Raw genomic sequence first — 24672 nt, forward strand, 5'->3', positions numbered from 1 at the left:
GAACGCCATGTCACTGTTGCAGATCAACAACCTGAACGTGCGCTTCGGCGCCGCCGATGCCGTCCCCGTGGTCGATGGCCTGGACCTGGCGGTGGACGCCGGCGAGATCCTGGCCATCGTCGGTGAGTCCGGCTCGGGCAAATCGGTCACCATGATGGCCCTGATGGGCCTGATCGACGCCCCTGGGCGCATCACTGCCGATTCGCTGACCTTCGACGGCACCGATATGCTCAAGCTCAGCGGCCGCCAGCGGCGCAAGGTGGTGGGCAAGGACATCGCCATGGTCTTCCAGGACCCAATGACCGCGCTCAACCCCAGCTACACCGTGGGCTACCAGATCGAGGAAGTCCTGCGCCAGCACCTCGGCCTGAAAGGCAAGGCTGCACGCCAGCGGGCCTTGGAGCTGTTGAAAAAAGTGGAAATCCCGGCTGCGGAAAGCCGCCTGGACGCCTACCCGCACCAACTCTCCGGCGGCATGAGCCAGCGCGTGGCAATCGCCATGGCGATTGCCGGCGAACCCAAACTGCTGATCGCTGACGAACCGACCACCGCGCTGGACGTGACTATCCAGGCGCAGATCATGGAGCTGCTGGTCAACCTGCAGAAGGAGCGCAACATGGCGCTCATCCTGATCACCCACGACCTGGCCGTGGTCGCCGAAACCGCCAGGCGCGTGTGTGTGATGTACGCCGGCCAGGCCGTGGAAGTGGGCCAGGTACCGGAGCTGTTCGACGTACCCGCCCACCCGTACAGCGAAGCACTGCTGGCGGCGATCCCCGAGCACAGCGTCGGCGCCGAGCGCCTGGCCACCCTGCCCGGCATCGTTCCCGGCCGCTATGACCGCCCGGCTGGCTGCCTGTTGTCGCCGCGCTGCCCTTACGTGCAGGACAACTGCCGCCATCAGCGCCCACCTCTCGACCCGCAGGCCCACAGCCTGGTGCGTTGCTTCTACCCGCTGAACCAGGAGGTGGCGTGATGGCCGTCGTTCTCACTGCCCGGGAGCTGACCCGGCATTACGAAGTTTCCCGCGGGCTGTTCAAGGGCCACGCCCTGGTACGCGCGCTAAATGGCGTGTCGTTCGAGCTGGAGGCCGGCAAGACCCTGGCCGTGGTCGGTGAGTCCGGCTGCGGCAAGTCGACCCTGGCCCGCGCCCTGACACTGATCGAAGAACCTTCCTCCGGCTCGCTGCAGATCGCCGGCACCGAGGTGAAGGGCGCCAGCAAGTCCGAGCGCAAGCAACTGCGCCGCGACGTGCAGATGGTGTTCCAGAGCCCCTACGCTTCGCTGAACCCGCGGCAGAAGATCGGTGATCAGCTGGCCGAGCCGCTGTTGATCAACACCTCGCTGAGCAAGGCCGAACGGCGCGAGAAAGTGCAGAAGATGATGGAGCAGGTCGGCTTGCGGCCTGAGCATTACCAGCGCTACCCGCACATGTTCTCCGGCGGCCAGCGCCAGCGCATTGCCCTGGCCCGGGCGATGATGCTGCAGCCGAAGGTGCTGGTGGCGGATGAGCCGACCTCGGCGCTGGACGTGTCGATCCAGGCGCAGGTGCTGAACCTGTTCATGGACTTGCAGAAGGAATTCAACACCGCCTACGTGTTCATCTCGCACAACCTGGCGGTGGTGCGGCATGTGGCCGATCAGGTGCTGGTGATGTACCTGGGGCGGCCGGCGGAGATGGGGCCGAAAGAGGATATCTACGAAAAGCCGTTGCATCCGTATACCCAGGCGCTGCTGTCGGCGACACCGGCGATTCACCCGGATCCGCTGAAGCCGAAGATCCGCATTGCCGGGGAGCTGCCCAACCCGCTCAATCCACCGGACGGGTGTGCGTTCCACAAGCGTTGCCCGTATGCGACCGAGCGGTGTGCCAAGGAGGTGCCAGCGTTTCGGCAGGTGAGTACCCGGCAGGTGGCCTGCCATTATGCCGAGCAATTTCTCTAGATCAGTGTGAAATCCATCGCGGATAAATCCGCTCCTACATCGCTACCGTCGTAGGAGCGTATTTATCCGCGATGGGCCGTTCACGGTCGGCAGGCTATGCCGTTATGTGGAACCCTGGGCTGCCGGCACATCCCATTCCCCGTCTGCCCGGCGCTCAAGGTGCTGCAGGTTCCCACCAAGATCGGACAGCACACCGGTACGCCGGTTGAGTGAGCGCCCATCCGGATACACCGTGTGCCCACTGGCGTGAAAGATCCGTCCATCAGGCAAGGTCAAAGTAGTTTCCTTGCCTACAGAGCCATCTTCATAACGGGCCGTATTGTCCAAAAGAACATGATTCGCGCCGATGTGGCGGAAGACGTACTTGCCCCGATCATCGATATAGATTTCAGTACCCGGTACCGCGTCGTCCAGGACTCTTTCTCCCCAACCCTCAATCTGCTGCGGACGCCGCTGAGACTCAGGGTTTTCAAGCATGAGGCCTGCCGATACCCGAAAAATCTCACCGAAAAGGCTCCTTTCTGATCGGCTATGCTCTGCACCATGCGGGGCAGGGAACATCCAGAGCCCATCCCCGATTGCCTCGAGACCTGCCGGGTCAAAATCCTCCTCCAGAAGTTGCCAGTTTCCGTCAGCGTTCCTCATTTCCCAGCGTTGCCCCGATGACCAGTTGTGGGTGGATTCTGGTGGCAATTTTTCAACCATTGTGATCACCGCCTTATTAAAGCGTCACGACCAATTTATCATTCTCGTCATATTCCCCCTGTACTTCCGCGCCATCCGCAAATTTCACGACTTGGGTCGCACGATCATAGGAAGTACCGTTCTGATAAGCCACTTTACCGTCCGGGGTCGACACGCTGCCATCGGGATGTTTTATCTGCCTGTCCGTTGCAATGGATCCATCCTTGTACGTATAGCTGCCGTCAGCATTTTTCACGCTATCGGCGGGATGCTTGAATAGATTGCCCTCTATCTCATCGACGATTATCTCGACCGCGACGGGAGCGATAAAATGCTCCAAAAATGCCTTGCCGGCCTGGGAAACAATACCTTTGCGCAAGCGCCCGCTGGCTTTTCCCGTCGCACCTCCCAGCCTTGGCCGTTTGACCTTGCGAAACTTCCCAGCCAATCGCGCTTGCGCATGAGTTGGCGCGTCTGGATCAATGTCACCGGAAACAATTACCCAGTCACCATTCGGGTTCAACATTTCCCATTCGCCACTTTCGTTTTGAATTGAATCAGCCACGTCGGACACTCCACTTTTAGTATTCAGGCATGACCAGCACGCAGGGACCCAGCTATTTGCAGGGGCCTCATGGCGCCGTCACAGCGCGAAGACTAAAGTGCGGCAAAGAGCATGGGCATGTATAAATGGTTCCCTGACATATCCACGCTTTAATGCTCGGCCTCCAGGGTTCCATGAATGGACAAGGGCCGCGCACAGCGGCCCTTGGTTATCAATGCATGAAGAGCCAGATCAGTATGATCACCGGGATCGGCACCCCGATCATCCAGAGCAATATCGAGCGCATGTTGTTGTTCCTCGTGCCGCTCAAGGCGACAGGGTACTGGCCAGAAAAATGAACGGCAGCAAAGCCGCCCTTCTTCAGTCAATGCATGAACAGCGCAATCAGAATGATGACCGGGATCGGGACGCCAATCATCCAAAGCAGTATCGAGCGCATGGCAGTTCTCCTTGCTTAACGTTGAAGGGTGCGGTGGGCTGCATAGTCGCCTTCCAGCCACTGCACGCTGTCGCGTTGACGACCACCGTAAAGGGCAGCCAGGCTGGCGAAGAATGCGCCGCACAGCAGTGCGACGAAGGTCCACAGCGCAGTCCAGGCAGCCACCTTGGCAGCAGTGTCCGCCGCTTGCTTGGCAGCGGTTTTCAGTTGTTGCACCTGGGCCATTACCTGGTCGACCCGCGCTTCGGCCTCGGCCTGGCTCAGGCGAGTCCGTTGGGCAACCAGTTGCGCCAGGTAAGCGCGGTCTTCTGCAGGCAATGCCCTGTCGCCTGCAACGCCCTTGGCCAGGATGCGCGCAGCTATGCCATTGGCCGCGTCTTCGCTGACCGGCGCCGGGCCATCGCCACGGAACAGGCTATCGACGAAGTAATCCATCGAGTCGTTGTTGCTACCCGCAGCTGCGGCCCCCCCTGTAGTGGCTGAAACGGTAGCTGCCTGCGAGGCTGCACTGGCTCCGGCCCCCAGCAGATTGCCTGCGGCCCCCACTACCAGCATGGCTGCTACCAGGGTAGCCACGGCCCAGGACAGAAAACCGTGGGCAGTGTCGCGGAAGTAGACTTCATCACCATGCAAGTTGGTCCATTTCACACGCAAGCGACCGGCAATGTAGCCGCCCAAACCCGATGCAATGACCTGTGTGACCAGTAGCCAGACGATGCTGGAAACGCCTAGGGCCTTCGCGCTGGCGCCCTCGTCGGCCCACGGTGAGGTGGCCGCGAAACCGAGTCCGGCCCCCAGTACCAGCAATATCAGGGACACCGAGGCAGCAGCGGCCGCGCCAGCAAAGATCGCCGCCCAGGAGACTCCTGAACGGTTTTGCGTATCGATAGCAGGGTAATCGGCAGGGGTGATCATGATGTATGCGCCTTATGTTGTGAGCGATAAATTCCGTTCGCGCAGTCACCATTGCAGCGGTTGTGCCAGTTGTGACAAAAAATGACGCCTTTGAATATCAATGAGTTACTGAAATTGGCCGAGGTCTGACCGTGCAAAATGCGCGACGCGCCCCCCTGCATCAGGTGTTCTGCATTCTTGTAACGGGTCTGACAGACGAGGCATGATCTACCCATGACGCTACCTGACGGCCCCGCCCAGACCCCGCTCACCGCCGATACCGTGCTGCGCTACCACCTGTGCTGGAAGCACCGTGACCTCGACGGCGTGATCGCGCTCTACCACCCTGACATCCAGTACCACGATTTCTTCCAGAACCGCGTGCTCGGCTACGCCGAACTGCGCGACTACGTGCGCGCCTGCCTGCCCCATGAGGCCGGCGAGGACATCGTCCACAGCGACCGCATCCGCGTCGACGGCTGCACCGCGTTCATCCAGTATCAGGTCACGGTGCAAGGCGGCGAAGGCCTGGTGGCGTTCCAGTCCAGCGAAGCGATCACCGTCAAGGACGGCCTGATCTGGCGGGTCAACGAATACGCCACCCTGGTTAGACAGAACAGCGTCGCCCAGACCAGCAGCGGCCCACGCCCGGCCACCAGCCGCCTGGGCCTGTCACCTCGGCAGCTGTCGACCATGGCCCAGGACCTGGAACACTACTTCCAGCGCCAGCGCCCCTACCTCGACCCGGAACTGGACCTGCAACAAGTGGCCGACGCCAGCGGCTACAGCCGCAACCAGATTTCCTACCTGCTGAACCAGGTGCTCGGGCAAAGCTTCTACCGTTACGTCAACCAGGCACGCCTGCAACACCTGATGGCCAGCCTTGGCGACGACAGCGTCGAAGCATCGATCGACGACCTGGCGTTCAACGCCGGTTTCAATTCGCTTTCGGCATTCTACAAGTGCTTCCGCGAGCACACCGGCCTCACTCCCAAGGCCTACCTCAAGCAAATTTCCCTGCGTGCACGCACGTAAGACAGCCACTGGCCGACACCACTAGCATCGCCCACAGACCTTGATGGATGTGGAGCAAAACCCGATGCAACCCCTGCGCACGCTCAGCCTGTGGATGGACCAGCTTGACGAGCCACTGTGCGCGCGCCCGGCCCTGCGCCAGGACGCTGAGGTCGATGTGTGCATCATCGGCGCCGGCTACACCGGGCTGTGGACTGCCTATTACCTCAAGCGCCAGGCGCCACACCTGAACATCGCAGTGATCGAGGCCAACATCGCCGGCTTCGGCGCCTCGGGACGCAATGGCGGGTGGTTGATGGGCAACCTGCTCGGTGAAGACCGCCTGCTGGCCACCCTGTCGCCGCAACAGCGCCGCACCAGCATCGACCTGCTGCATGGCATCCCTGATGAAGTGCACAGCGTGCAGCAGCGCGAACGCATCGATTGTGATTACCGCAAAGGCGGCGTGCTGTATTGCGCCGCGCGTTACCCAGAACAGGAACGCAGCCTGCGTGCTTATCTCGACGATCTCTATCGCCAGGGAATGACCGAGGACGACTACCGCTGGCTGCGTCCCGAGCAGCTGGACGCGCAACTGCGAGTCAGCAATGCCTACGGCGCGATCTACAGCCCGCACACCGCGACCATCCAGCCGGCCAAGCTGGCCCGTGGCCTGGCCCGGGCCGTGGAGGCGCTGGGCGTGACGATCTACGAGAACACCCCGGCCATCGACTGGCAGCCCGGCGAAGTGCGCTCGCCTCTGGCACGCATCCGCTGCCAGTGGATGGTGCCTGCGGTCGAAGGGTACGCCGCCAGCCTGCCGCCGCTGGGCAAGCATCAGTTGCCGGTGCAGAGCCTGCTGGTGGCCACCGAGCCGCTGCCGGAATCGACCTGGGAGCAGATCGGCCTCAGCCAAGGCCAGGCCTTCAGCGAGAGCAGCCGCCAGGTCACCTACGGCCAGCGCACCGCCGACAACCGCCTGGTGTTCGGCGCCCGCGGCGGCTACCGCTTCGGCGGCCGGCTGCGCGAGAACTTCAACCTTGATGAGCACGAGATCGAGCTGCGTCGCTATCTGTTCAGCGAACTGTTCCCGCAGCTCAGGCACGCGCGCATCACCCACACCTGGGGCGGCAACCTGGGCATGGCGCGGCGCTTCCACCCGCACATGCTCTGCGACCGCCAGCGCGGCATCGCCCTGGCCGGCGGCTACGGCGGCGAAGGTGTCGGCGCCACCAACCTCGCCGGGCGCACGCTGGCGGCGCTGATCCTCAACCAGCACAGCCTGCTGACCGCGCAACCCTGGGTACTCGACAACCGCCCAGTGGCGAGCCTGGCCAGTTGGCCGCCGGAGCCCTGCCGCTGGCTCGGTTACAACGCAATCATCCAAAGCTTCGTCCACGAGGACCGGACCCTCGCCAACCCCGCCAGCGCGCCCTGGAGGCGGCGCCTGGCCAGCTCGTTAGCGGACTTCATGGAAGGCTTCATGCACTGACTTCCCTTTCCCTGACACAGGAACCACCGGCCATGAGCATCACCCAGTTCAAACGCACCGACAGCGCCGTGCTCGACAGCTCCAACCCGGTCGCGGTGCCACTTGGCGAACCCGTTGCAGTGACTTCGGTTACCTGCGTGGAGCGCAATGATGGCGTCGAGACCGGCATCTGGGAGTGCACCCCCGGGCGCTGGCGCCGGCAGATCGTGCAGCAGGAGTTCTGCCATTTCATCAAGGGCCGCTGCACCTTCACCCCCGACGGTGGCGAAACCCTGGTCATAGAAGCCGGAGACGCCCTGATGCTACCGGCCAACAGCACTGGCACCTGGGATATCCAGGAGACCGTGCGCAAGACCTACGTGCTCATTTTCTGATCCGCTGATCGCCTGCCTTCGATAACAACAGACAAAGCAAGGTATCCCGATATGCGCATGTTCCTGTTCGCCCCCCTGATGCTGGCCGCAGGCTTCGCCAGCGCCGCCGAAACGGTGAAGATCTACAACTGGTCCAGCTATGTGGCGCCCGACACGCTGAAAAACTTCCAGCAGGCCAGCGGCATCGTCCCGACCTACGACGTGTACGACAGCAACGAGACCCTCGACGGCAAGCTGATGACCGGCAACTCCGGCTACGACGTGGTGTTCCCGTCCAACCATTTCATGGCCCGGCAGATCCAGGGCAAGGCCCTCAAGCCGCTGGACAAGTCGCAGCTGCCCAACTGGCACAACCTCAACCCGGTGCTGCTCAAGGCGCTGGAGGTCAACGACCCGGGCAACCAGTACGGTTTTCCGTACCTGTGGGGCAGCACCGGCATCGGCTACAACATCGACAAGGTCAAGGCGGTGCTCGGCGACCATGCGCCGGTGGATTCCTGGGACCTGATCTTCAAGCCCGAGTACATGAGCAAGCTGAAAGGCTGCGGCGTCGCGGTACTGGACAACGGCCCCGAACTGCTGCCGATCGCCCTGCACTACCTGGGCCTGCCGCACCACAGCCAGAACCCGGCCGACTACGACAAGGCCAAGGCGCTGCTGATGCAGGTGCGGCCTTATATCAGCTACTTCCACTCGTCGAAGTACACCGGCGACCTGGCCAACGGCGATATCTGCGTGGTGGTGGGCTTCTCGGGGGATGTGCTGCAGGCGAAGAACCGCGCCGAAGAGGCGAAGAACGGGGTGAAGGTGGGGTATTCGATCCCCAAGGAAGGTGCGCCGATGTGGTTCGACATGGTGGCCATGCCGGCCGATGCACCGGATGAGAAGGCCGGGTATGCCTACATGAATTACCTGCTGCAGCCAGAGGTGATGGCCAACATCAGCAACCACGTGCAGTACGCCAACGGCAACCTCAAGGCGGACGGGCTGGTGGAACCGGCGATGAAAGGCAATACGATGATTTACCCGAGCGAGGATGTGATGGGCAAACTCTATGCGCTGGAGGCGATGCCGGCCAAGATCGACCGCATCAGGACCCGGATCTGGACCAGTATCAAGGCCGGGAACTGAAATGGGGCCGCTTTGCGGCCCCAATTCCGATACTTAGTGGTGTTCGCGGGTAGCGCGGAACTTGATGTCCGGCCAGCGCTCTTCCATCAGCGCCAGGTTGACCCGGGTCGGCGCCAGGTAGGTCAGGTGACCGCCGCCGTCGATAGCCAGGTTTTCCATGGCCTTGTTCTGGAATTCCTCGAGCTTCTTCTTGTCGTCGCAGCCGATCCAGCGGGCCGACCAGACAGTGATCGGCTCGTAGGCGCACTCGACCTTGTATTCTTCCTTCAGGCGGCTGGCGACCACGTCGAACTGCAGCACACCCACCGCACCGAGAATGATGTCGTTGCTGCGCTCGGGGAAGAACACCTGGGTCGCACCTTCCTCGGCCAGCTGTTGCAGGCCCTGACGCAGCTGCTTGGATTTCAGCGGGTCTTTCAGGCGCACACGGCGGAACAGTTCCGGGGCGAAGTGCGGGATGCCGGTGAAGCCCAGCGCCTCGCCTTCGGTAAAGGTGTCGCCGATCTGGATGGTGCCGTGGTTGTGCAGGCCGATGATGTCGCCGGCATAGGCCTCTTCCAGCTGCTCACGCTCGGAGGAGAAGAAGGTCAGCGCGTCGCCGATGCGCAGGTCCTTGTTGATACGCACGTGGCGCATCTTCATGCCCTTCTCGTACTTGCCCGAGCAGATGCGCATGAAGGCGATACGGTCGCGGTGCTTCGGGTCCATGTTCGCCTGGATCTTGAACACGAAGCCGGTGAATTTCTCTTCCACAGGCTCGACGGTGCGCTCATGGGCCACGCGACCCAGCGGACGCGGCGCCCAGTCGACGACGGCGTCGAGAACATGGTCGACACCGAAGTTGCCCAGCGCGGTACCGAAGAACACCGGGGTCAGCTGACCGTTGATGAACTCTTCCTGGTTGAATTCGTGGCAGGCACCCTGCACCAGCTCCAGTTGTTCCACGAACGAGTCGTACTGGTCGCCCAAGTGTGCGCGGGCCTCGTCGGAGTCCAGCTTCTGGATGATCTTGGCTTCGGTGCGCTCGTGGCCATGGCCCGGGGTGTAGACCACGATGTAGTCGCCGGTCAGGTGATACACACCCTTGAAGTCGCGGTAGCAACCGATCGGCCAGGTGATCGGCGCGGCCTTGATCTTCAGGACGGCTTCGATCTCGTCGAGCAGCTCGATCGGGTCGCGGATGTCGCGGTCGAGTTTGTTGATGAAGCTGACGATCGGCGTGTCACGCAGGCGGCACACGTCCATCAGGGCGATGGTCCGTGGCTCTACACCTTTACCGCCGTCGAGCACCATCAGTGCCGAGTCCACCGCGGTCAGGGTGCGGTAGGTGTCTTCCGAGAAGTCTTCGTGGCCGGGGGTGTCGAGCAGGTTGATCATGTGCTCGCGGTACGGGAACTGCATCACCGAGGTGGTGATGGAGATGCCGCGCTGCTTCTCCATTTCCATCCAGTCGGAGGTGGCGTGGCGGTCGGACTTGCGCGACTTCACGGTACCGGCGACGGCAATGGCCTTGCCCATCAGCAGCAGCTTCTCGGTGATGGTGGTCTTACCGGCGTCGGGGTGGGAAATGATTGCGAAAGTGCGGCGCTTCGCGACTTCGGCGGCCTGGTTGGTCATGGGAAATCGCCTGACTGGGGGATTTGAAAGGGGCGATATCATACCTGAAGTTGGGCGCGGACCAAAATTTGATCCCCCAACCGGTCCATTGCAGGAATCAAGCGCGTTTTTCCTGCTCCTCAAGGAAACCGTCAAGCGTGACGGGGGGGCGCCCTGGAATATGCGCAACCAGCTCCAAAGTCCCGCCCAGAGCCTCCACATAGCTGCGCAAGGTGGAAATCAACATGTCACTCCGCTTCTCCACTTTCGAAACATTGCCCTGGCGGATATCCAGACGCTCCGCCAGCCCTTCCTGGGTGACTGCCAGTTGCCTGCGCAACGCTTGCAAGGTCATTTCTTCACGGATCAGTTCACGACCGCGGGCTTCAACCCTGGCTCTACGCTCAGGCGAAAGCTCGTTCATAACCTCATCGAGTGTTTTCATCATTCAATCTCTACACAGATGCCGTTCGAAACGCGCGTCAGCACGACCGATCAGGCTGCGGTAAAACCTACGCTCACTAATGCCTGCCTTATCGCCGGCTACCAACAGCAGCGCACAGCGTGATGGATCAAAGGCGAACGCTACCCGCCACACTCCATCGCCGACACTGAAGCGCAACTCTTTCATGTTCGAATGCCTAGAGCCTTTCAAGGAATCCACACGGGGTCGCCCCAGAGCCGGGCCGCGGCAGGCAAGCAGATGGAGTTGAGCCAACAGCTCATCCTGAACCTCCAGTGCCAGCGCCTTGAATTCGATCATGAATTCCGGGCACATCCTTATAGACCACACCACAACATACCCTCTGAAGAATATTCTCTCAAGTGAATATCGAGAGCATTTCAAAGCAGATATTGCTCGGCGGGACAAACGGCTGGATAGCAGGTAATTCAACGCCTTGATGTAGGAAAGGCGCTTATTTTTCGCGTGAAATTTCTAAGACGCCAGTGATTAACGCTGGCCAAATGCCGCCTCAGATGGGAACCTTTACGCCCACGGAGACGTCCATTCCCCTGCAACCCGCTTCGGTTGGGGATTGGTTTCACCAGCATTTTCGGGCCCGACGGGGTTCGGCTCATGGCCTGAGCGCAGCCTTCGGCTGCCTCGCGCTGCTACTCGCGAACACACCACCCGCCGCCAGCACTGGCCGGCTACCAAGAAGTGTGCTCGCCGACAACACAAGGAGTCCGCCTGTGGCAACACGCTACGGAAAAGGGCTGTTGGGATGGGCCGCCGTGCTCGTCATCCTGGCCCTGCTGATCCACTGGATCGGCATCGACACGATCGCGCGCTATCGCGACGATCTTGGGTTCTACCTGCAAGCGCACCTGGTACTGGTGCTGGCTTCGATGGCGGCGGCGCTGGCCGTGGGCATCCCCGCTGGCATTGCGCTCAGTCGACCGCACCGGGTCGACAAAGCCGAGCGCTTCATGCAGTTCTTCAACGTAGGCAACACCATCCCCCCTCTGGCCGTTCTGGCCATTGCCCTGAGTATCCTGGGCATCGGCGCCGGGCCTGCGATCTTCGCGCTGTTCCTCGCCTCCCTCCTGCCCATCGTGCGCAACACCTACGAGGGCCTGAAAAACGTTCCCGCCTCGCTCAAGGAAGCCGCCACCGGCATCGGCATGACCCCACGCCAACAGCTCTGGCAGGTGGAACTGCCCAATGCCGTGCCGATCATCGTCGGCGGCGTGCGCGTGGCCCTGGCGCTGAACGTCGGCACGGCACCACTGGCGTTTCTGATCGGCGCCAACAGCCTGGGCAGCCTGATCTTCCCCGGCATCGCCCTGAACAACCAGCCACAGCTGCTGCTCGGCGCCGCCTGCACCGCCTTGCTGGCGCTGGTGCTGGACGCTGCGGTGAGTTTCTCCAGCAAGCGCTGGCTGGAACGTGGCCTGGCTGGATAACACGAGGGAACCCATGAACAAAAGAATCGCCTTGCTGCTGGGTGCGGCCCTGCTGTTTGCAGGATTTGCCCAGGCAGCGGAAAAACCACTGATCCGCATCGGTGCGCGGGTGTTCACCGAACAGACCGTGCTTGCCGAAATCACCGCGCAGTACCTGCGCGCCAACGGCTTCGACGTACGTGTCACCTCCGGCCTGGGCAGCAGCATCGCGCGCCAGGCCCAGGAAACCGGCCAGCTCGACCTGATGTGGGAATACACCGGCGTATCGCTGGTCTCGTACAACCATATCGACGAGCGCATGCCCAGTGCCGAGGCCACCTACGCCAAGGTCAAGGAACTGGACGCGAAGAAGGACCTGATCTGGCTGACCCCCTCGAAGTTCAGCAACACCTACGCCCTGGGCTTGCCCAAGCAGGTGGCCGAGGCTTATCCACAGGTCAACACGATCAGCGATCTCAACCAGGTGCTGCGTGACGAAAGCCAGCGCAAGCACCTGGTGGCACTGGACACCGAGTTCGCCAACCGTCCGGACGGGCTGGTCGGCCTCAAGGCGATGTACGACCTGCAAGTGGGCCGCGCCAACATTCGCCAGATGGATGCCGGCCTGGTCTACACCGCGATGCACAACAACCAGGTGTTCGCCGGCCTCGTGTACACCACCGACGGCCGCCTGAGCGCGTTCAACCTCAAGCTGCTGGAAGACGACAAGCACTACTTCCCCGACTACACCGCCGCCCCGGTGGTGCGCAAACAGGTGCTCGACGCCAACCCGAAACTGGCCGGCCTGCTCAAGCCGCTGGCCGAGCAACTGGACGACGAAACCATGCGCCAGCTCAATGCCAAGGTCGACGTCGAGCACCAGAACCCGTCCACGGTGGCCGCCGCCTTCCTGCGTGAGCACCCACTGCAAAGCGAGGTACAGCCATGAGCCTGCTCGACACGTTCGCCCACCTCGACTGGGCCCAGGTGCTGCAACTGACCTGGCAGCACATCATGCTGGTCGGCGTCGCCGTGGGCCTGGCGATCATCGTCGGCGTGCCGCTGGGCATCCTGATGACGCGCTTCCCGGCTGTTGCCGGCCCATTGCAAGCCAGCGCCACCGTGCTGCTGACCATCCCTTCCATCGCCCTGTTCGGCCTGCTGCTGCCGTTCTATTCCAAGTTCGGCCAGGGCCTCGGGCCGCTGCCGGCGATCACGGCGGTGTTCCTCTACTCACTGCTGCCGATCCTGCGCAACACCTACCTCGCGCTGACCAACGTCGAGCCCGGCATTCGTGAAGCAGCGCGGGGCATCGGCATGACCTTCGGCCAGCGCCTGCGCATGGTCGAACTGCCGATCGCGGTGCCGGTGATCCTCGCTGGCGTGCGCACCGCCGTCGTGATGAACATCGGCGTCATGACCATCGCCGCCACCATCGGCGCTGGCGGCCTGGGCGTGCTCATCCTCACCTCCATCAGCCGCAGCGACATGTCGATGCTGCTGGTCGGCGCCGTGCTGGTCAGCCTGCTGGCGATCATCGCCGACCTGCTCCTGCAAACCCTGCAACGTGCCCTGACTCCAGAAGGACTGCGCTCATGATCGAACTCAAGAACCTCAGCAAAACCTTCAACGTCAACGGCAAGGACGTCAAAGCCGTCGACGCGGTCAGCCTTACCGTCAACGAAGGCGAAATCTGCGTGTTCCTCGGCCCTTCGGGCTGCGGCAAGAGCACCACGCTGAAGATGATCAACCGCCTGATCACGCCCACCTCCGGCCAGGTGTTCATCAATGGCGAAGACACCAGCGCGCTGGACGAAGTCACCCTGCGCCGGCACATCGGCTACGTGATCCAGCAGATCGGCCTGTTCCCCAACATGACCATCGAAGAGAACATCACCGTGGTCCCGCGCCTGCTCGGCTGGGACAAGCAGAAGTGCCACGAGCGCGCCCGCGAGCTGATGCACATGATCAAGCTCGAACCCAAGCAGTACCTGCAGCGCTACCCCCGCGAGCTGTCCGGTGGCCAGCAGCAGCGCATCGGCGTGATCCGGGCGCTGGCCGCAGAAGCGCCGGTGCTGCTGATGGACGAGCCGTTCGGCGCGGTCGATCCGATCAACCGCGAGATGATCCAGAACGAGTTCTTCGAGATGCAGCGGGCACTGAACAAGACCGTGATCATGGTCAGCCATGACATCGACGAGGCGATCAAGCTGGGTGACAAGATCGCCATCTTCCGCGCTGGCAAGCTGCTGCAGCTGGACCACCCGGATACCTTGCTGGCGCACCCGGTGGATGACTTCGTGAGCAACTTCGTCGGCCAGGACAGCACGCTCAAGCGCCTGTTGCTGGTACGTGCCGAGGATGCCGCGGACAACGCGCCCTCGGTGAGCCCGCAGACGCCGGTGAGCGATGCTCTGGAGCTGCTCGACGAGCACGACCGTCGCTATGTGGTGGTGACCGACGGGCAGAACAAGGCACTGGGGTATGTGCGCCGGCGTGACATGCACCGCCAGCAAGGTACCTGTGGCGATTTCCTGCGGCCGTTCAATGCCACGGCGTCGCATGACGAGCACCTGCGCATCCTGTTGTCGCGAATGTACGAGTTCAACCGGGCCTGGTTGCCGGTGCTGGACGCCGAACAGGTGTTTCTGGGTGAGGTAACCCAGGAGTCGATTGCGGCTTACCTGAGCTCGGGGCGATCGCGGGGGGCGAAGACCAGCATTGTCTCGCCGGCTGAGGCGGTCGCTTCTTAATCGCAGGGGGTGCTTTGCACCCCTTTCGCGACACAAGGCCGCTCCCACAGGTATTGCGCAGAGTTGGAAGCTGTCGCTGTACATGTGGGAGCGGCCTTGTGTCGCGAAAGGGCCGCAGAGCGGCCCCGGCTATCGCGGATCAGAACCCTACACTGGCCTGCACATAGAAGGTCCGCGGCTCGCCGACATAGATGCCGGCATTGTTGTCGCTGGAGCGGGTGAAGTACTGCTTGTCGAACAGGTTCTTCACCCCCGCCGCCAGCTTCAGGTTGGACAGGTCCGCGCCGAACTCATACCCGCCACGGGCATGCCAGGTCACATACCCCGGAATATCGCCGTACTGCCCATCGGCACTCGGCTCGGTGATGTAATCACCGTTGAAGCTGCCATCGGCATTGATTCCGGTCCCTGGCGCACGCTGCTTGGACTGGGCGTAGGCATCCAGATTCCAGGTCCAGCGGTTGATCGCGTAGCGCACCCCGGCAGTGGCCACCTGACGCGAATAGAACGGCAGGTCACGGCTCTTGAAACCGGGAATATCCCCTTCATAGGTCGCGCGGGTATAGGTGTAGCCACCGCTCACCGACAGCCCCTCCAGGCGCGGATCCAGTCCGGCCAGGTCATAACGTGCAGAGGCCTCTATGCCCTGGTGCCTGGTCGCCCCGAGGTTGGTCCAGCCCACGTCGTTGCTGATGTACTGCAGCTCGTCATCGAAGTCGATGTAGAACGCCGTCAGCTCGCCGGCGAAGCCGCCGTTGTCATAACGGGTCCCCAGCTCATAGGTCTTGGCTTTTTCCGGCTCCAGGCCGTTGGCCGTGCTGTTGCCGGTGCCGCCCTGGCCCAGCTGGAAGTACTGCAGGCTGCCGAACGAGGTCTCGTAGTTGGCGAACACTTTCCACGCATCGGAGATGTGGTACATCACGCTCAGCGCCGGCAATGGCTCGTTGCTGGTGATGCTGCGGTTCTTTTCCGCTACCGGCTGGCCGTTGGCACCGAGCACCGGGCGGTCGCGCCAGTCGGTATTGATGTGTTCGAAGCGGATGCCAGGGGTAATGGTCCAGTTGCCGACATCGATCTTGTCATCGATATAGTAGGCACTGGCTTCGGTGCCACCGCTGCGGTCCTGGAACACGTGACCGTCGGAGGTCGGCGTGGGCGTCGGCACATTGTCGATCAGCGCCAGGCGGGTCGACTGCTCGCGCATGGCTTCTTTCAGATAGCGATAGCCGACACTGACTTCCTGGGTGGTAGGGCCGGCGAAGAAGATCCGCGACACCCGTGGCTCGATGGCGAAGGTGTGGTAGTTGCGCGGGTAAGACGACAGGGTCTTCATGTCGCGGGCGGCGATGGCGCTGCCACGGAAGCTGTCGGTGTAGTAGGTCAGCACTTCGAACTGGGTGGCATCGTCGAGCTGGCGCTGCCACTTGAACGACACGTCCTTGCGCCGGCCGGCGAAGTAATCGTAGTCGCGCAGCGACTGGTACGGGTTGCTGTCGTACTGGGCCTGGGTCAGGCCACCGGGCATGTCGGCACGGCCATCGTAGTAGTGGAAGTTGAGCCAGAACTCATCGACGTCGGTCGGTGCCCAGTGGGTCTTGAGGATGACGTCGTCGATGTCGTTGCCGTTGTTGCTTTCGCGATAGCCATTGCCGTTCACACCGGTATAGAGCAAAGCCACACCCATGCCATTGTCGGCGGTGCCGCCGACGAACGCCGACTCGGTGTGCTTCCAGCCACCATGCCGGGAAGTTTCCAGCGTGGTGGACAGTTCAGCCGACGGCTTTTCGGGAATCGCCCGGGTCACGAAGTTGATCACCCCGCCGACGTTCTGCGGGCCATAACGCACAGAGCCCGCACCGCGCACCACGTCAATGCTGTCGAGGTTGCCCGAGGAGATGGGTGCCATCGACAGCTGCGGCTGGCCATAGGGCGCAAAGGCTGCCGGAATGCCGTCGATCAGCACGGTCGAGCGCGGCGACAGCCGCGAGGTCAGGCCGCGCACACCTACGTTCAGCGACAGGTCACTGCCACCGGTGCCGTTGCTGTCCTGCACCTGCACCCCCGGGATGCCGCGCAGCACGTCACGCACGTTCATCGCGCCCTTCTCTTCCATCGCCTCGCGGCGTACCACGGTACGTGCGCCAGGGTGGTTCTGCACCACGGCCTGGTCGGCATCACCCAGCCAGTCACCGACCACCTTCACATCGGTAGGCGCCAGCTCCAGGCTGCCGGTGGTGAGCGTGCCGGCAGTTTGGGCCGGTTTCACCACTACCGTGTCTTCGGACTTCTCGTAGGTCAGGCCGCTGCCCTGCAGCAGTTGCTGCAGGGCCTGCTCAGGCGCCAGGTTGCCGGACACCGCCGGGGCCTGCTTGCCGGCTACCAGTTCGGGGCTGAAGAACAGCTGCAGGTCAGTCTGCTGGCCCAACTGGCTCAGCGCCGAGGCCAACGGCTGCGCCTGGATCTGGATTGTGCGCTCGGCCTGCCCGGCCTGAACGTTCACGGTCACGGCGCTGACCGCCAAGGCCAGCGCCAGAGCGCTGAGGCGTGGAAACGGTTTGTTGTTGTTCACGTCGTCGAAACATCCGGAAGAAGGAATAAACGCCAACCGCATGCAAATGGAAATGCTTGGCAGTTGCAGCTGACGGGGGAGACGAACGAGCGGAAAAAAACCTGAATCTATTTCGCGACTATTTCGCGGGAACCGTCTTCATGGGCCTTGATCGCCACCGGCAGGATGCTCGGCAAGGCGCGCAGCAGCGCGTCCGTGTCATCGGTGCTGAAGGTGCTGGAAAGGCGCAGTTGGGCAACCTTGCCAGGTGCCACGCGCAAAGGCTGGGTGCGGTAACGCGACACTTCGGCTACCACATCGGCGAGGGTGGCGTTGTCGAACACCAGCTTGCCCTGACGCCAGGCGGTCAGCTTGGCGGCGTCCACTGCCTGGGGCGCGGCAACTCGCCCATGCGCATCGATAGAGGAACCCTGACCTGCCCCCAGTTGCGCCAGCGAAGTGTCGCGGCCCTGCACGCGCACCGAGCCCTGTTCGACCGCCACCCGGGTAGCTGCAGGGTCCAGGCGCACATCGAAACGGGTGCCGGTGACGATCACGCTGCCTTGGGCGGTGTCGACCACGAACGGACGGCTGCGGTCAGGGGCGACGATGAACATCGCCTCACCTGCGTTCAGTTGAACATGACGACGACCTGGGCTGAAATCGACCTGCAGCTCGGTTGCGCTGTTGAGTTCAAGGCGCGAACCATCTGGCAGCTCGACCTGACGGCGCTCGCCAAAGGCGGTCTGCAGCTGACCCTGGTGATTGAGCTGTTGCTGCTGCCAGGCCGTCCAGCCCAGCCCCAGTGCCACCACCGCCACACTGGCCGCCAGTGCCTGGCGCAGCAGGCGCCGTTGCGGCAGCTGTGGGATCGGGTCCGGCTCGCACAGCGCTTCGAGGCGCTGGCGGGGGATCAGCTGCGCCGCGCTCCAGACCGTGGCCAGGGCATCGTACTCAACACGATGGCTGGGATCGGCAGCCAGCCAGGTACGCAGCTGCTTTTGCAGCGCGGCATCGCGCGGCGCATCCTGTATGCGGACGAACCATGCGGCCGCCTGCTCACGGACGGTCTCGGAACCGTGCTGTTTCATGGGAATGGTCTCCTGACTCATCGTGCCGACACATCCAAGTGCTCACGCAGATGTCGGAGCGTGCGGATCATATACTTTTCGACCATGTTCTTGGTCAAACCCATGCGCTCGGCGATCTCGGCCTGGCTCAGGCCTTCAAGCTTCTGCCAGATGAACACCCGGCGGCAATTCAGCGGCAACTCGGCTAACGCCCGCTCGACGCTGTCGGCCAGTTCCAGGGCCTGGACGTAGGCTTCCGGATCGTCGCTGCTGGCCACGCCTTCATCGAACGCTTCCAGTTCCAGGGCCTGACGCCGGTCTTCGCGACGGAAACCATCCACGGCGATGTTGCGGGCGGTCTGGTGCAGGTAGGCACGGGGCTGCTCGACCTGTTCGCGCGGGTTTTCCAGCACCCGGAGGAAGGCATCGTGCGTGAGGTCCTCGGCCTGCTGACGACTGCGCAACTTGCGCGTCCAGGTGCCGATCAGCTCATGGTAGTGGTCGAGGAAGCCTTTGTGTGCGGACACGTTCAGGGTCGTCAGGGAGGCGGTTCAGGGTGCGAATAGTAATGTTTCTCATCCATAACGGCAAATCTGCCCGACGGTAACAAAAAATTTATGGGGTTTTTCATGCACGGCAGTGCCAGGGAAATGTGGCCATAAATATGAACACCTGAGGCCTTTTCGCGGGCCCGCCCGCCCCCACGGGAATCGCTTGATGCCTGTAAAAAGGGGCTTGCCTGCGCAGGGGTCAAAACGCTCCATTCCACAATTTTTTACGCTTGAAACACCCCGGGGAACATCAGCCGGTCATGCGAGTCGGTTATTCAACGGGTAGGGGGTCGATCAACGACGATCGCACCGGGATTGCCTGTTGATTCTGCATTCTTCACGCCCTAAAGTGCGCGCCGAACGTCCATGCTGGAAACGATCCATCCGGCTCAAGTACTGAGTAGGCGAACCAAAGTGGGGATACGGAGGACGTTCAGTTTGCAGCCACTTAATCATTCAGTTTGCCCATGGAGTCCCTGAGCATGTCGATCCAGGTCGAAGACTATTTCGCGCGTGACACCTTCCAGAAAATGAAGGCGTTCGCCGACAAGCAGGAAACCCCGTTCGTACTCATCGACACCCAGATGATCAGCCAGGCCTATGACGACCTGCGTGCGGGTTTCGAATTCGCCAAGGTGTACTACGCGGTCAAGGCCAACCCGGCCGTCGAGATCATCGACCTGCTCAAGGAAAAAGGCTCGAGCTTCGACATCGCCTCGATCTACGAGCTGGACAAGGTCATGGGCCGTGGTGTCAGTGCCGACCGCATCAGCTACGGCAACACCATCAAAAAATCCAAGGACATCCGCTACTTCTACGAGAAGGGCGTGCGCCTGTATGCCACCGACTCGGAAGCCGACCTGCGCAACATCGCCAAGGCCGCACCGGGCTCGAAAGTGTACGTGCGTATCCTCACCGAGGGCTCGACCACTGCCGACTGGCCGCTGTCGCGCAAATTCGGCTGCCAGACCGACATGGCCATGGACCTGCTGATCCTTGCCCGTGACCTGGGCCTGGTGCCTTACGGCATTTCCTTCCACGTCGGTTCGCAACAGCGCGACATCAGCGTGTGGGACGCGGCCATTGCCAAGGTCAAGGTGATCTTCGAGCGCCTGAAGGAAGAAGACGGCATCGAGCTGAAGCTGATCAACATGGGTGGCGGCTTCCCGGCCAACTACATCACCCGTACCAACAGCCTCGAGACCTACGCCGAGGAGATCATCCGCTTCCTCAAGGAAGACTTCGGTGACGACCTGCCGGAAATCATCCTCGAGCCAGGCCGTTCGCTGATCGCCAACGCCGGTATCCTGGTCAGCGAAGTGGTGCTGGTCGCACGCAAGTCGCGCACCGCCGTCGAGCGCTGGATCTACACCGACGTGGGCAAGTTCTCCGGCCTGATCGAAACCATGGACGAAGCCATCAAGTTTCCGATCTGGACCGAGAAGAAAGGCGAAGCCGAAGAAGTGGTCATCGCCGGCCCGACCTGCGACAGCGCCGACATCATGTACGAGAACTACAAGTACGGCCTGCCGTTGAACCTGGCCATCGGTGACCGCCTGTACTGGCTGTCGACCGGTGCCTACACCACCAGCTACAGCGCAGTGGAATTCAACGGCTTCCCGCCGCTGAAGGCTTACTACCTGTAATGCGAAACGGGGCCGAAAGGCCCCGTTTTCATTTGTGCTGCTGTATCCGCAAAATGGCCGGTACAGGCCATATCAGGCTTTGCGCCGTTCCAGCTCTTCGGCATAGCTTGCGGCAAAAGCCATCAACACCGGCCCCGCCCCCTGCAAAGTCACCAGGGCGCTGCGCAGGAAGTTCAGGTTACCTTCAACCTTGGCTTTCTCCAGCCAGGTCCCGGCCTCGGCCACTTCGCCCCGTTCGATCAGCACCATCGCCAAGCTGAACATCCCGCGAAAATCCCCCGCCTCGGCCGAACGCCGATACCAGCGCACCGCCCGCACCGGGCTCGGCGCGGTGGCAATGCCATGCTCCAGGTAGCGCCCGTACAGGTTCATCGACTTGGCATGGCCCATCTGCGCAGCCTTTTCGTAACAGGCCAGTGCCTGCGCCTGGTTGGCCGGCAACCCGCGCCCGGTGGCCAGCAGGTTGCCGAGGTTGTACAGGCCCCAGTCCAGACCAGCATCCGCCGCACGGGCGTAGTGGATGGCGGCCAGCGACGGATCAACAGCGCCACCCCAGCCATGCTCCAGGCAACGCCCAAGCATGTTGTGCGCCATGGCACTGCCGCCCTGGGCCGCAATGCCGAACCAGCGCCGGGCGACGCCGGCATCCTGCTCGATGCCACGGCCATCGAGCAGGATCTGCCCGAGCAGCAGTTGCGCCTCGACCATGCCCTCCCCCGCCGCCGCCAGGATCGCCTGGGCCGCCTTGCCGGGGCTGTGTTCGAGCATCGCCTGCAGGCCGGCAGCATCCACCACTTCTTCACGACGCAGCTGATAGGACACGGCTCAGACCTCGGCCCAGCGGCGCAGGAGGTTGTGGTAGGTGCCGGTCAGCTGCAGCAAGGACGGGTGGTCCGGCACATCGGCGGTCAGTTGCTGGATGGCATTGTCCATCTCGAACAGCAACGCCCGCTGGCTGTCCTCGCGCACCAGGCTCTGGGTCCAGAAGAACGCCGCGTAGCGCACGCCACGGGTTACCGGGTTGACCTTGTGCAGGCTGGTGCCCGGGTACAGCACCAGGTCACCGGCTGCCAGCTTGACCTGCTGCACGCCGTAGGTGTCCTGAATCACCAGTTCGCCACCGTCGTAGCTGTCCGGTTCGCTGAGGAACAGGGTCGAGGACAGGTCGGTGCGCACCCGCTCCGGGCTACCCTTGGGCTGGCGCAGGGCGTTGTCGATGTGGAAACCGAAGTTGCCGCCTTCGCGGTAGCAGTTGATCAGCGGCGGGAACACCTTGTGCGGCAAGGCCGCCGACATGAAACGCGGGGTCTGCCACAAGCGATCGATCAGGGCGCTACCGATTTCCTTGGCCAGCGGGTGCCCTTCCGGCAGTTGCAGGTTGTGCTTGGCCTTGGCCGACTGGTAACCGGCCGTGACCTTGCCATCGGCCCAGTCGGTTTGCGCCAGTGCCTCGCGGATGCGCGCCAGCTCATCGGCGTCGAACAACCCTGGGATATGAAGCAGCATGGCGGCGGCACCGTTAAGATCTGTAAAGCGTCAATGATATTGATTCCCTTTTGCGATGCAAAGCCCTTGGCATGCCTTAGACGATTCAGCGTCCATAAACCGTAAAGAGAATATGTAAAGATTGTAAATTTATAGCGAATGGTAACGAGTCTCAATTGTGCCTTACAAATCCTTACATTAACATCCGCCGCCTTCACACCTTGGGGAAGGCCTTCAATAATGCGTCACGTACCATCTGCAGTGAGCTCACCACGCCTGATCGTCACAGCCATCGGTGTCGCCTTCAGCGCGTCCGGCGCCTATGCCGCTGATCCGGCCGCCAGCACCGCCATCACCCTCGACGCCACCAGCGTCAATGGCAAGGCTGAGCAGGCCAGCACCGATTACAAGGTCGAAAGGGCCTCCTCGCAGAAGTACACCGCCCCGCTGGTAGACACCCCGCGCTCGGTCACCGTGATCCCGCAGCAAGTGATCAAGGACACCAACGCCCTGACTCTGCAGGACGCCTTGCGCACCGTGCCCGGCATCACCTTCGGTGCCGGCGAAGGCGGCAACCCGCAAGGCGACCGCCCGTTCATCCGCGGCTTCGACGCCCAGGGTGACACCTACCTGGACGGCGTGCGTGACACGGGCGCCCAGACCCGCGAAATCTTTGCCGTCGAATCGGTCGAAGTGGCCAAGGGCCCGAACTCGGCCATTGGCGGCCGCGGCGCTGCCGGCGGCACCATCAACCTGGTGAGCAAGCGCGCACACCTGGGCAACTCGCTCGACGGCGCCTGGACCTGGGGCAGCGACCAGACCCAGCGCTATACCTTCGATGGCAACTACCAGTTCAGCGACACCGTTGCCGGCCGCCTGAACCTGATGACCCACGAAAGCAACGTCGCCGGCCGTGACAAGGTCAATTACGACCGCTGGGGTATCGCCCCGTCGCTGGCCTTCGGCCTGGGCACCGCGACCCGCGTCAACCTCGATTACTACCACCTGGAAAGCGACGACCTGCCGGACTCGGGTATTCCGTACAGCATTCCGACCGCTGGCAGCGCAGCGCGTACCTCGGCTCACCCGAGCAAGCCGAACGACGGTGGCGACAGCGACAATTTCTACGGCCTGACCGACCGCGACTTCCGCAAGACCCGTGTCGACATCGCCACCTTCGCCATCGAGCACGACCTGACCGATGCGCTGACCATCAAGAACACCTTCCGTCACGGCAACAGCATGCAGGACTACATCCTGACCCAGCCCGACGACAGCAAGGGCAACGTCAACAATGGCAGCGTCTGGCGCCGCGCCAACACCCGCGTTGGCAACACTTCCACCACCACCAACCAGACCGACCTGTTCGGCGAATTCTACCTGGGCGGCCTGAAGAACAGCTTCTCCACCGGTATCGAGCTGAGCCGCGAAGAAAGCGATCGCGAAACCTACAACGTTGACACTGACACCGTCCCAGGTGGCGCAGCGAACACCAATTGCACCCCAGGCATGATCGGTGCCACCAGCGGCTACAACTGCACCTCGCTGAGCAACCCGAACCCGGATGATCCGTGGAACGGTGCCATCTCGCGCAACTATGCCGGCACCAACACCAAGAGCAACACCCGGGCCATCTACGTGTTCGATACCCTCGAACTGTCGCCACAGTGGCTGCTGAACATGGGCCTGCGTTACGACCACTTCGACACCCAGTACCGTGGCTACAACGCCAACGGCAGCACTGCGGTAAGTTCCAAGGGCATCGTCTCCAAGGGCAAGGACACCAGTGAGTTCATCACCGGCCAGCTGGGCCTGGTGTGGAAACCGGCCGACAACGGCAGCATCTATGTGTCCTACGCTACCTCGGCCACCCCGCCGGGGGCCTACCTCGGCGAAGGCATGGAAGGCAACCCGCTGGGCAACACCACCGACCGCAGCGGCAACCTGCTCTCCAGCGACATGGAGCCGGAAGAAACCACCAACTACGAAATCGGTACCAAGTGGGACCTGTTCAACGAACGCCTGTCCCTGGCTGCGGCACTGTTCCGTACCGAGAAAGAAAACGCGCGCGTCCAGGTAAACACCACCACCTACGAGAACGTCGGCGAAACCCGCGTGCAGGGTATCGAGCTGTCCGCCAGCGGCAAGATCACCGACAAGTGGCAAGTGTTCGCCGGCTACACCTACATGGAAGCGCGCCAGATCGACGGCGGCCCGCTGGGCGCGGCCAATGACGGCAACCAGCTGCCGAACACGCCGAACAACAGCGCCAGCCTGTGGACAACCTATTCCATCACGCCGAAGCTGACCGTCGGTGGCGGTGCGTTCTATGTGGATGACGTGTACGGCAGCGTGGCCAACACCACCATGGTCGACAGCTATGTCCGCTATGACGCCATGGCCGCTTACAAGTTGACCAAGAACGTCGACCTGCAGCTCAACGTGCAGAACCTGACGGACAAGGTGTACTACGACAAGGCCTTCTCCACCCACTTCGCCAACCAGGCGGCCGGGCGGACTGCACTGTTGACCACCAGCGTCCACTTCTGACGCAACACCGCCGAGCCCCGTTCATACCTGTGAGCGGGGCTTTTGCGTA

The 24672-nt window shown here is 62.3% G+C and carries 23 protein-coding genes; 12 read left to right on the top strand and 11 right to left on the bottom strand.

The annotated features are described in order from the left end of the window. Positions 1 to 7: 7 nt before the first annotated feature. Complete coding sequence (locus tag HU738_RS16015; RefSeq protein WP_186603583.1) at positions 8 to 976, top strand: ABC transporter ATP-binding protein; 969 nt, start codon at positions 8 to 10, stop codon at positions 974 to 976. After that, entirely contained in the window at positions 976 to 1944 is a 969-nt protein-coding gene (locus HU738_RS16020) for a peptide ABC transporter ATP-binding protein (RefSeq protein ID WP_186603582.1), read from the top strand. The genes HU738_RS16015 and HU738_RS16020 overlap by 1 nt, the downstream gene beginning before the upstream one ends. Before the next feature lie 102 nt (positions 1945 to 2046). On the opposite strand, the gene HU738_RS16025 is transcribed toward HU738_RS16020, so the two are convergent. The 3 genes from HU738_RS16025 to HU738_RS16035 all read right to left on the bottom strand — a co-directional run bounded on the left by HU738_RS16025 (position 2047) and on the right by HU738_RS16035 (position 4547). Beyond that, positions 2047 to 2649, bottom strand: coding sequence for a hypothetical protein (locus HU738_RS16025; RefSeq protein WP_186603581.1), 603 nt, complete (start codon positions 2647 to 2649; stop codon positions 2047 to 2049). Positions 2650 to 2665: 16 nt separating this feature from the next. Further along, complete coding sequence (locus HU738_RS16030) at positions 2666 to 3193, bottom strand: hypothetical protein (protein WP_186603580.1); 528 nt, start codon at positions 3191 to 3193, stop codon at positions 2666 to 2668. Positions 3194 to 3647: 454 nt separating this feature from the next. Next, positions 3648 to 4547, bottom strand: a complete 900-nt coding sequence (locus tag HU738_RS16035; protein WP_186603579.1) for a hypothetical protein — start codon at positions 4545 to 4547, stop codon at positions 3648 to 3650. Positions 4548 to 4760: 213 nt separating this feature from the next. Here HU738_RS16035 and HU738_RS16040 point away from each other — a divergent pair, with 213 nt between their 5' ends. The 4 genes from HU738_RS16040 to HU738_RS16055 all read left to right on the top strand — a co-directional run bounded on the left by HU738_RS16040 (position 4761) and on the right by HU738_RS16055 (position 8537). Beyond that, a complete protein-coding gene (locus HU738_RS16040; protein ID WP_186603578.1) occupies positions 4761 to 5561 on the top strand; it encodes an AraC family transcriptional regulator in 801 nt (266 codons plus the stop codon). Between the two features lie 64 nt (positions 5562 to 5625). After that, positions 5626 to 7032, top strand: coding sequence for an NAD(P)/FAD-dependent oxidoreductase (locus tag HU738_RS16045; protein WP_186603577.1), 1407 nt, complete (start codon positions 5626 to 5628; stop codon positions 7030 to 7032). Positions 7033 to 7064: 32 nt separating this feature from the next. Then, a complete protein-coding gene (locus tag HU738_RS16050; RefSeq protein WP_176508725.1) occupies positions 7065 to 7406 on the top strand; it encodes a cupin domain-containing protein in 342 nt (113 codons plus the stop codon). A gap of 51 nt (positions 7407 to 7457) precedes the next feature. Next, complete coding sequence (locus tag HU738_RS16055; protein WP_186603576.1) at positions 7458 to 8537, top strand: polyamine ABC transporter substrate-binding protein; 1080 nt, start codon at positions 7458 to 7460, stop codon at positions 8535 to 8537. A 33-nt stretch (positions 8538 to 8570) separates the two neighbouring features. Here HU738_RS16055 and HU738_RS16060 read toward each other — a convergent pair whose 3' ends face one another. The 3 genes from HU738_RS16060 to HU738_RS16070 form a co-directional block, all read right to left on the bottom strand. Then, positions 8571 to 10154 (bottom strand): peptide chain release factor 3, encoded by a 1584-nt coding sequence (locus HU738_RS16060; RefSeq protein ID WP_054886973.1) that lies wholly within the window; start codon positions 10152 to 10154, stop codon positions 8571 to 8573. Positions 10155 to 10251: 97 nt separating this feature from the next. Further along, positions 10252 to 10581, bottom strand: a complete 330-nt coding sequence (locus HU738_RS16065) for a helix-turn-helix domain-containing protein (RefSeq protein WP_186603575.1) — start codon at positions 10579 to 10581, stop codon at positions 10252 to 10254. Next, positions 10582 to 10896 carry a type II toxin-antitoxin system RelE/ParE family toxin gene (locus tag HU738_RS16070; protein ID WP_225923476.1) on the bottom strand — a complete coding sequence of 105 codons (315 nt, stop codon included), beginning with the start codon at positions 10894 to 10896 and terminating at the stop codon, positions 10582 to 10584. It abuts the gene before it with no gap. Between the two features lie 431 nt (positions 10897 to 11327). Here HU738_RS16070 and HU738_RS16075 point away from each other — a divergent pair, with 431 nt between their 5' ends. From HU738_RS16075 to HU738_RS16090, 4 genes are read left to right on the top strand one after another with little or no spacing between them, the layout of a single operon-like run. After that, on the top strand, positions 11328 to 12041 hold the full coding sequence (locus tag HU738_RS16075; RefSeq protein WP_054887588.1) for an ABC transporter permease: 714 nt from the start codon (positions 11328 to 11330) through the stop codon (positions 12039 to 12041). A gap of 13 nt (positions 12042 to 12054) precedes the next feature. After that, entirely contained in the window at positions 12055 to 12969 is a 915-nt protein-coding gene (locus HU738_RS16080; protein WP_186603574.1) for a glycine betaine ABC transporter substrate-binding protein, read from the top strand. Then, positions 12966 to 13619, top strand: coding sequence for an ABC transporter permease (locus tag HU738_RS16085; protein WP_054901077.1), 654 nt, complete (start codon positions 12966 to 12968; stop codon positions 13617 to 13619). The genes HU738_RS16080 and HU738_RS16085 overlap by 4 nt, the downstream gene beginning before the upstream one ends. After that, the gene (locus HU738_RS16090; RefSeq protein WP_186603573.1) at positions 13616 to 14773 is read left to right on the top strand and encodes an osmoprotectant ABC transporter ATP-binding protein OsmV; all 1158 of its coding nucleotides are present in this window, start codon (positions 13616 to 13618) and stop codon (positions 14771 to 14773) included. Before HU738_RS16085 ends, HU738_RS16090 begins: the two co-directional genes overlap by 4 nt. 139 nt (positions 14774 to 14912) lie before the next feature. Here HU738_RS16090 and HU738_RS16095 read toward each other — a convergent pair whose 3' ends face one another. The 3 genes from HU738_RS16095 to HU738_RS16105 form a co-directional block, all read right to left on the bottom strand. Continuing rightward, positions 14913 to 17342, bottom strand: a complete 2430-nt coding sequence (locus HU738_RS16095; protein ID WP_186603572.1) for a TonB-dependent siderophore receptor — start codon at positions 17340 to 17342, stop codon at positions 14913 to 14915. A gap of 107 nt (positions 17343 to 17449) precedes the next feature. Beyond that, positions 17450 to 18412 carry a FecR family protein gene (locus HU738_RS16100; protein WP_186603571.1) on the bottom strand — a complete coding sequence of 321 codons (963 nt, stop codon included), beginning with the start codon at positions 18410 to 18412 and terminating at the stop codon, positions 17450 to 17452. Between the two features lie 17 nt (positions 18413 to 18429). Further along, positions 18430 to 18918 (bottom strand): sigma-70 family RNA polymerase sigma factor, encoded by a 489-nt coding sequence (locus HU738_RS16105; RefSeq protein ID WP_186603570.1) that lies wholly within the window; start codon positions 18916 to 18918, stop codon positions 18430 to 18432. 506 nt (positions 18919 to 19424) lie between these two features. Between HU738_RS16105 and HU738_RS16110 the strand changes: the two genes are divergently transcribed. Next, a complete protein-coding gene (locus HU738_RS16110) occupies positions 19425 to 20588 on the top strand; it encodes a type III PLP-dependent enzyme (protein ID WP_054887581.1) in 1164 nt (387 codons plus the stop codon). Positions 20589 to 20660: 72 nt separating this feature from the next. Here HU738_RS16110 and HU738_RS16115 read toward each other — a convergent pair whose 3' ends face one another. Both HU738_RS16115 and HU738_RS16120 read right to left on the bottom strand, forming a co-directional pair. After that, a complete protein-coding gene (locus HU738_RS16115) occupies positions 20661 to 21410 on the bottom strand; it encodes a tetratricopeptide repeat protein (protein WP_186603569.1) in 750 nt (249 codons plus the stop codon). A gap of 3 nt (positions 21411 to 21413) precedes the next feature. Beyond that, positions 21414 to 22094 carry a Fe2+-dependent dioxygenase gene (locus HU738_RS16120; RefSeq protein WP_054887579.1) on the bottom strand — a complete coding sequence of 227 codons (681 nt, stop codon included), beginning with the start codon at positions 22092 to 22094 and terminating at the stop codon, positions 21414 to 21416. Between the two features lie 216 nt (positions 22095 to 22310). Between HU738_RS16120 and HU738_RS16125 the strand changes: the two genes are divergently transcribed. After that, positions 22311 to 24623: a TonB-dependent receptor gene (locus HU738_RS16125; RefSeq protein ID WP_186603615.1), complete on the top strand. Its 2313-nt coding sequence runs from the start codon at positions 22311 to 22313 to the stop codon at positions 24621 to 24623. Positions 24624 to 24672 lie beyond the last annotated feature (49 nt).

This window comes from Pseudomonas vlassakiae, assembly GCF_014269035.2.
GTDB lineage: Bacteria > Pseudomonadota > Gammaproteobacteria > Pseudomonadales > Pseudomonadaceae > Aquipseudomonas > Aquipseudomonas vlassakiae.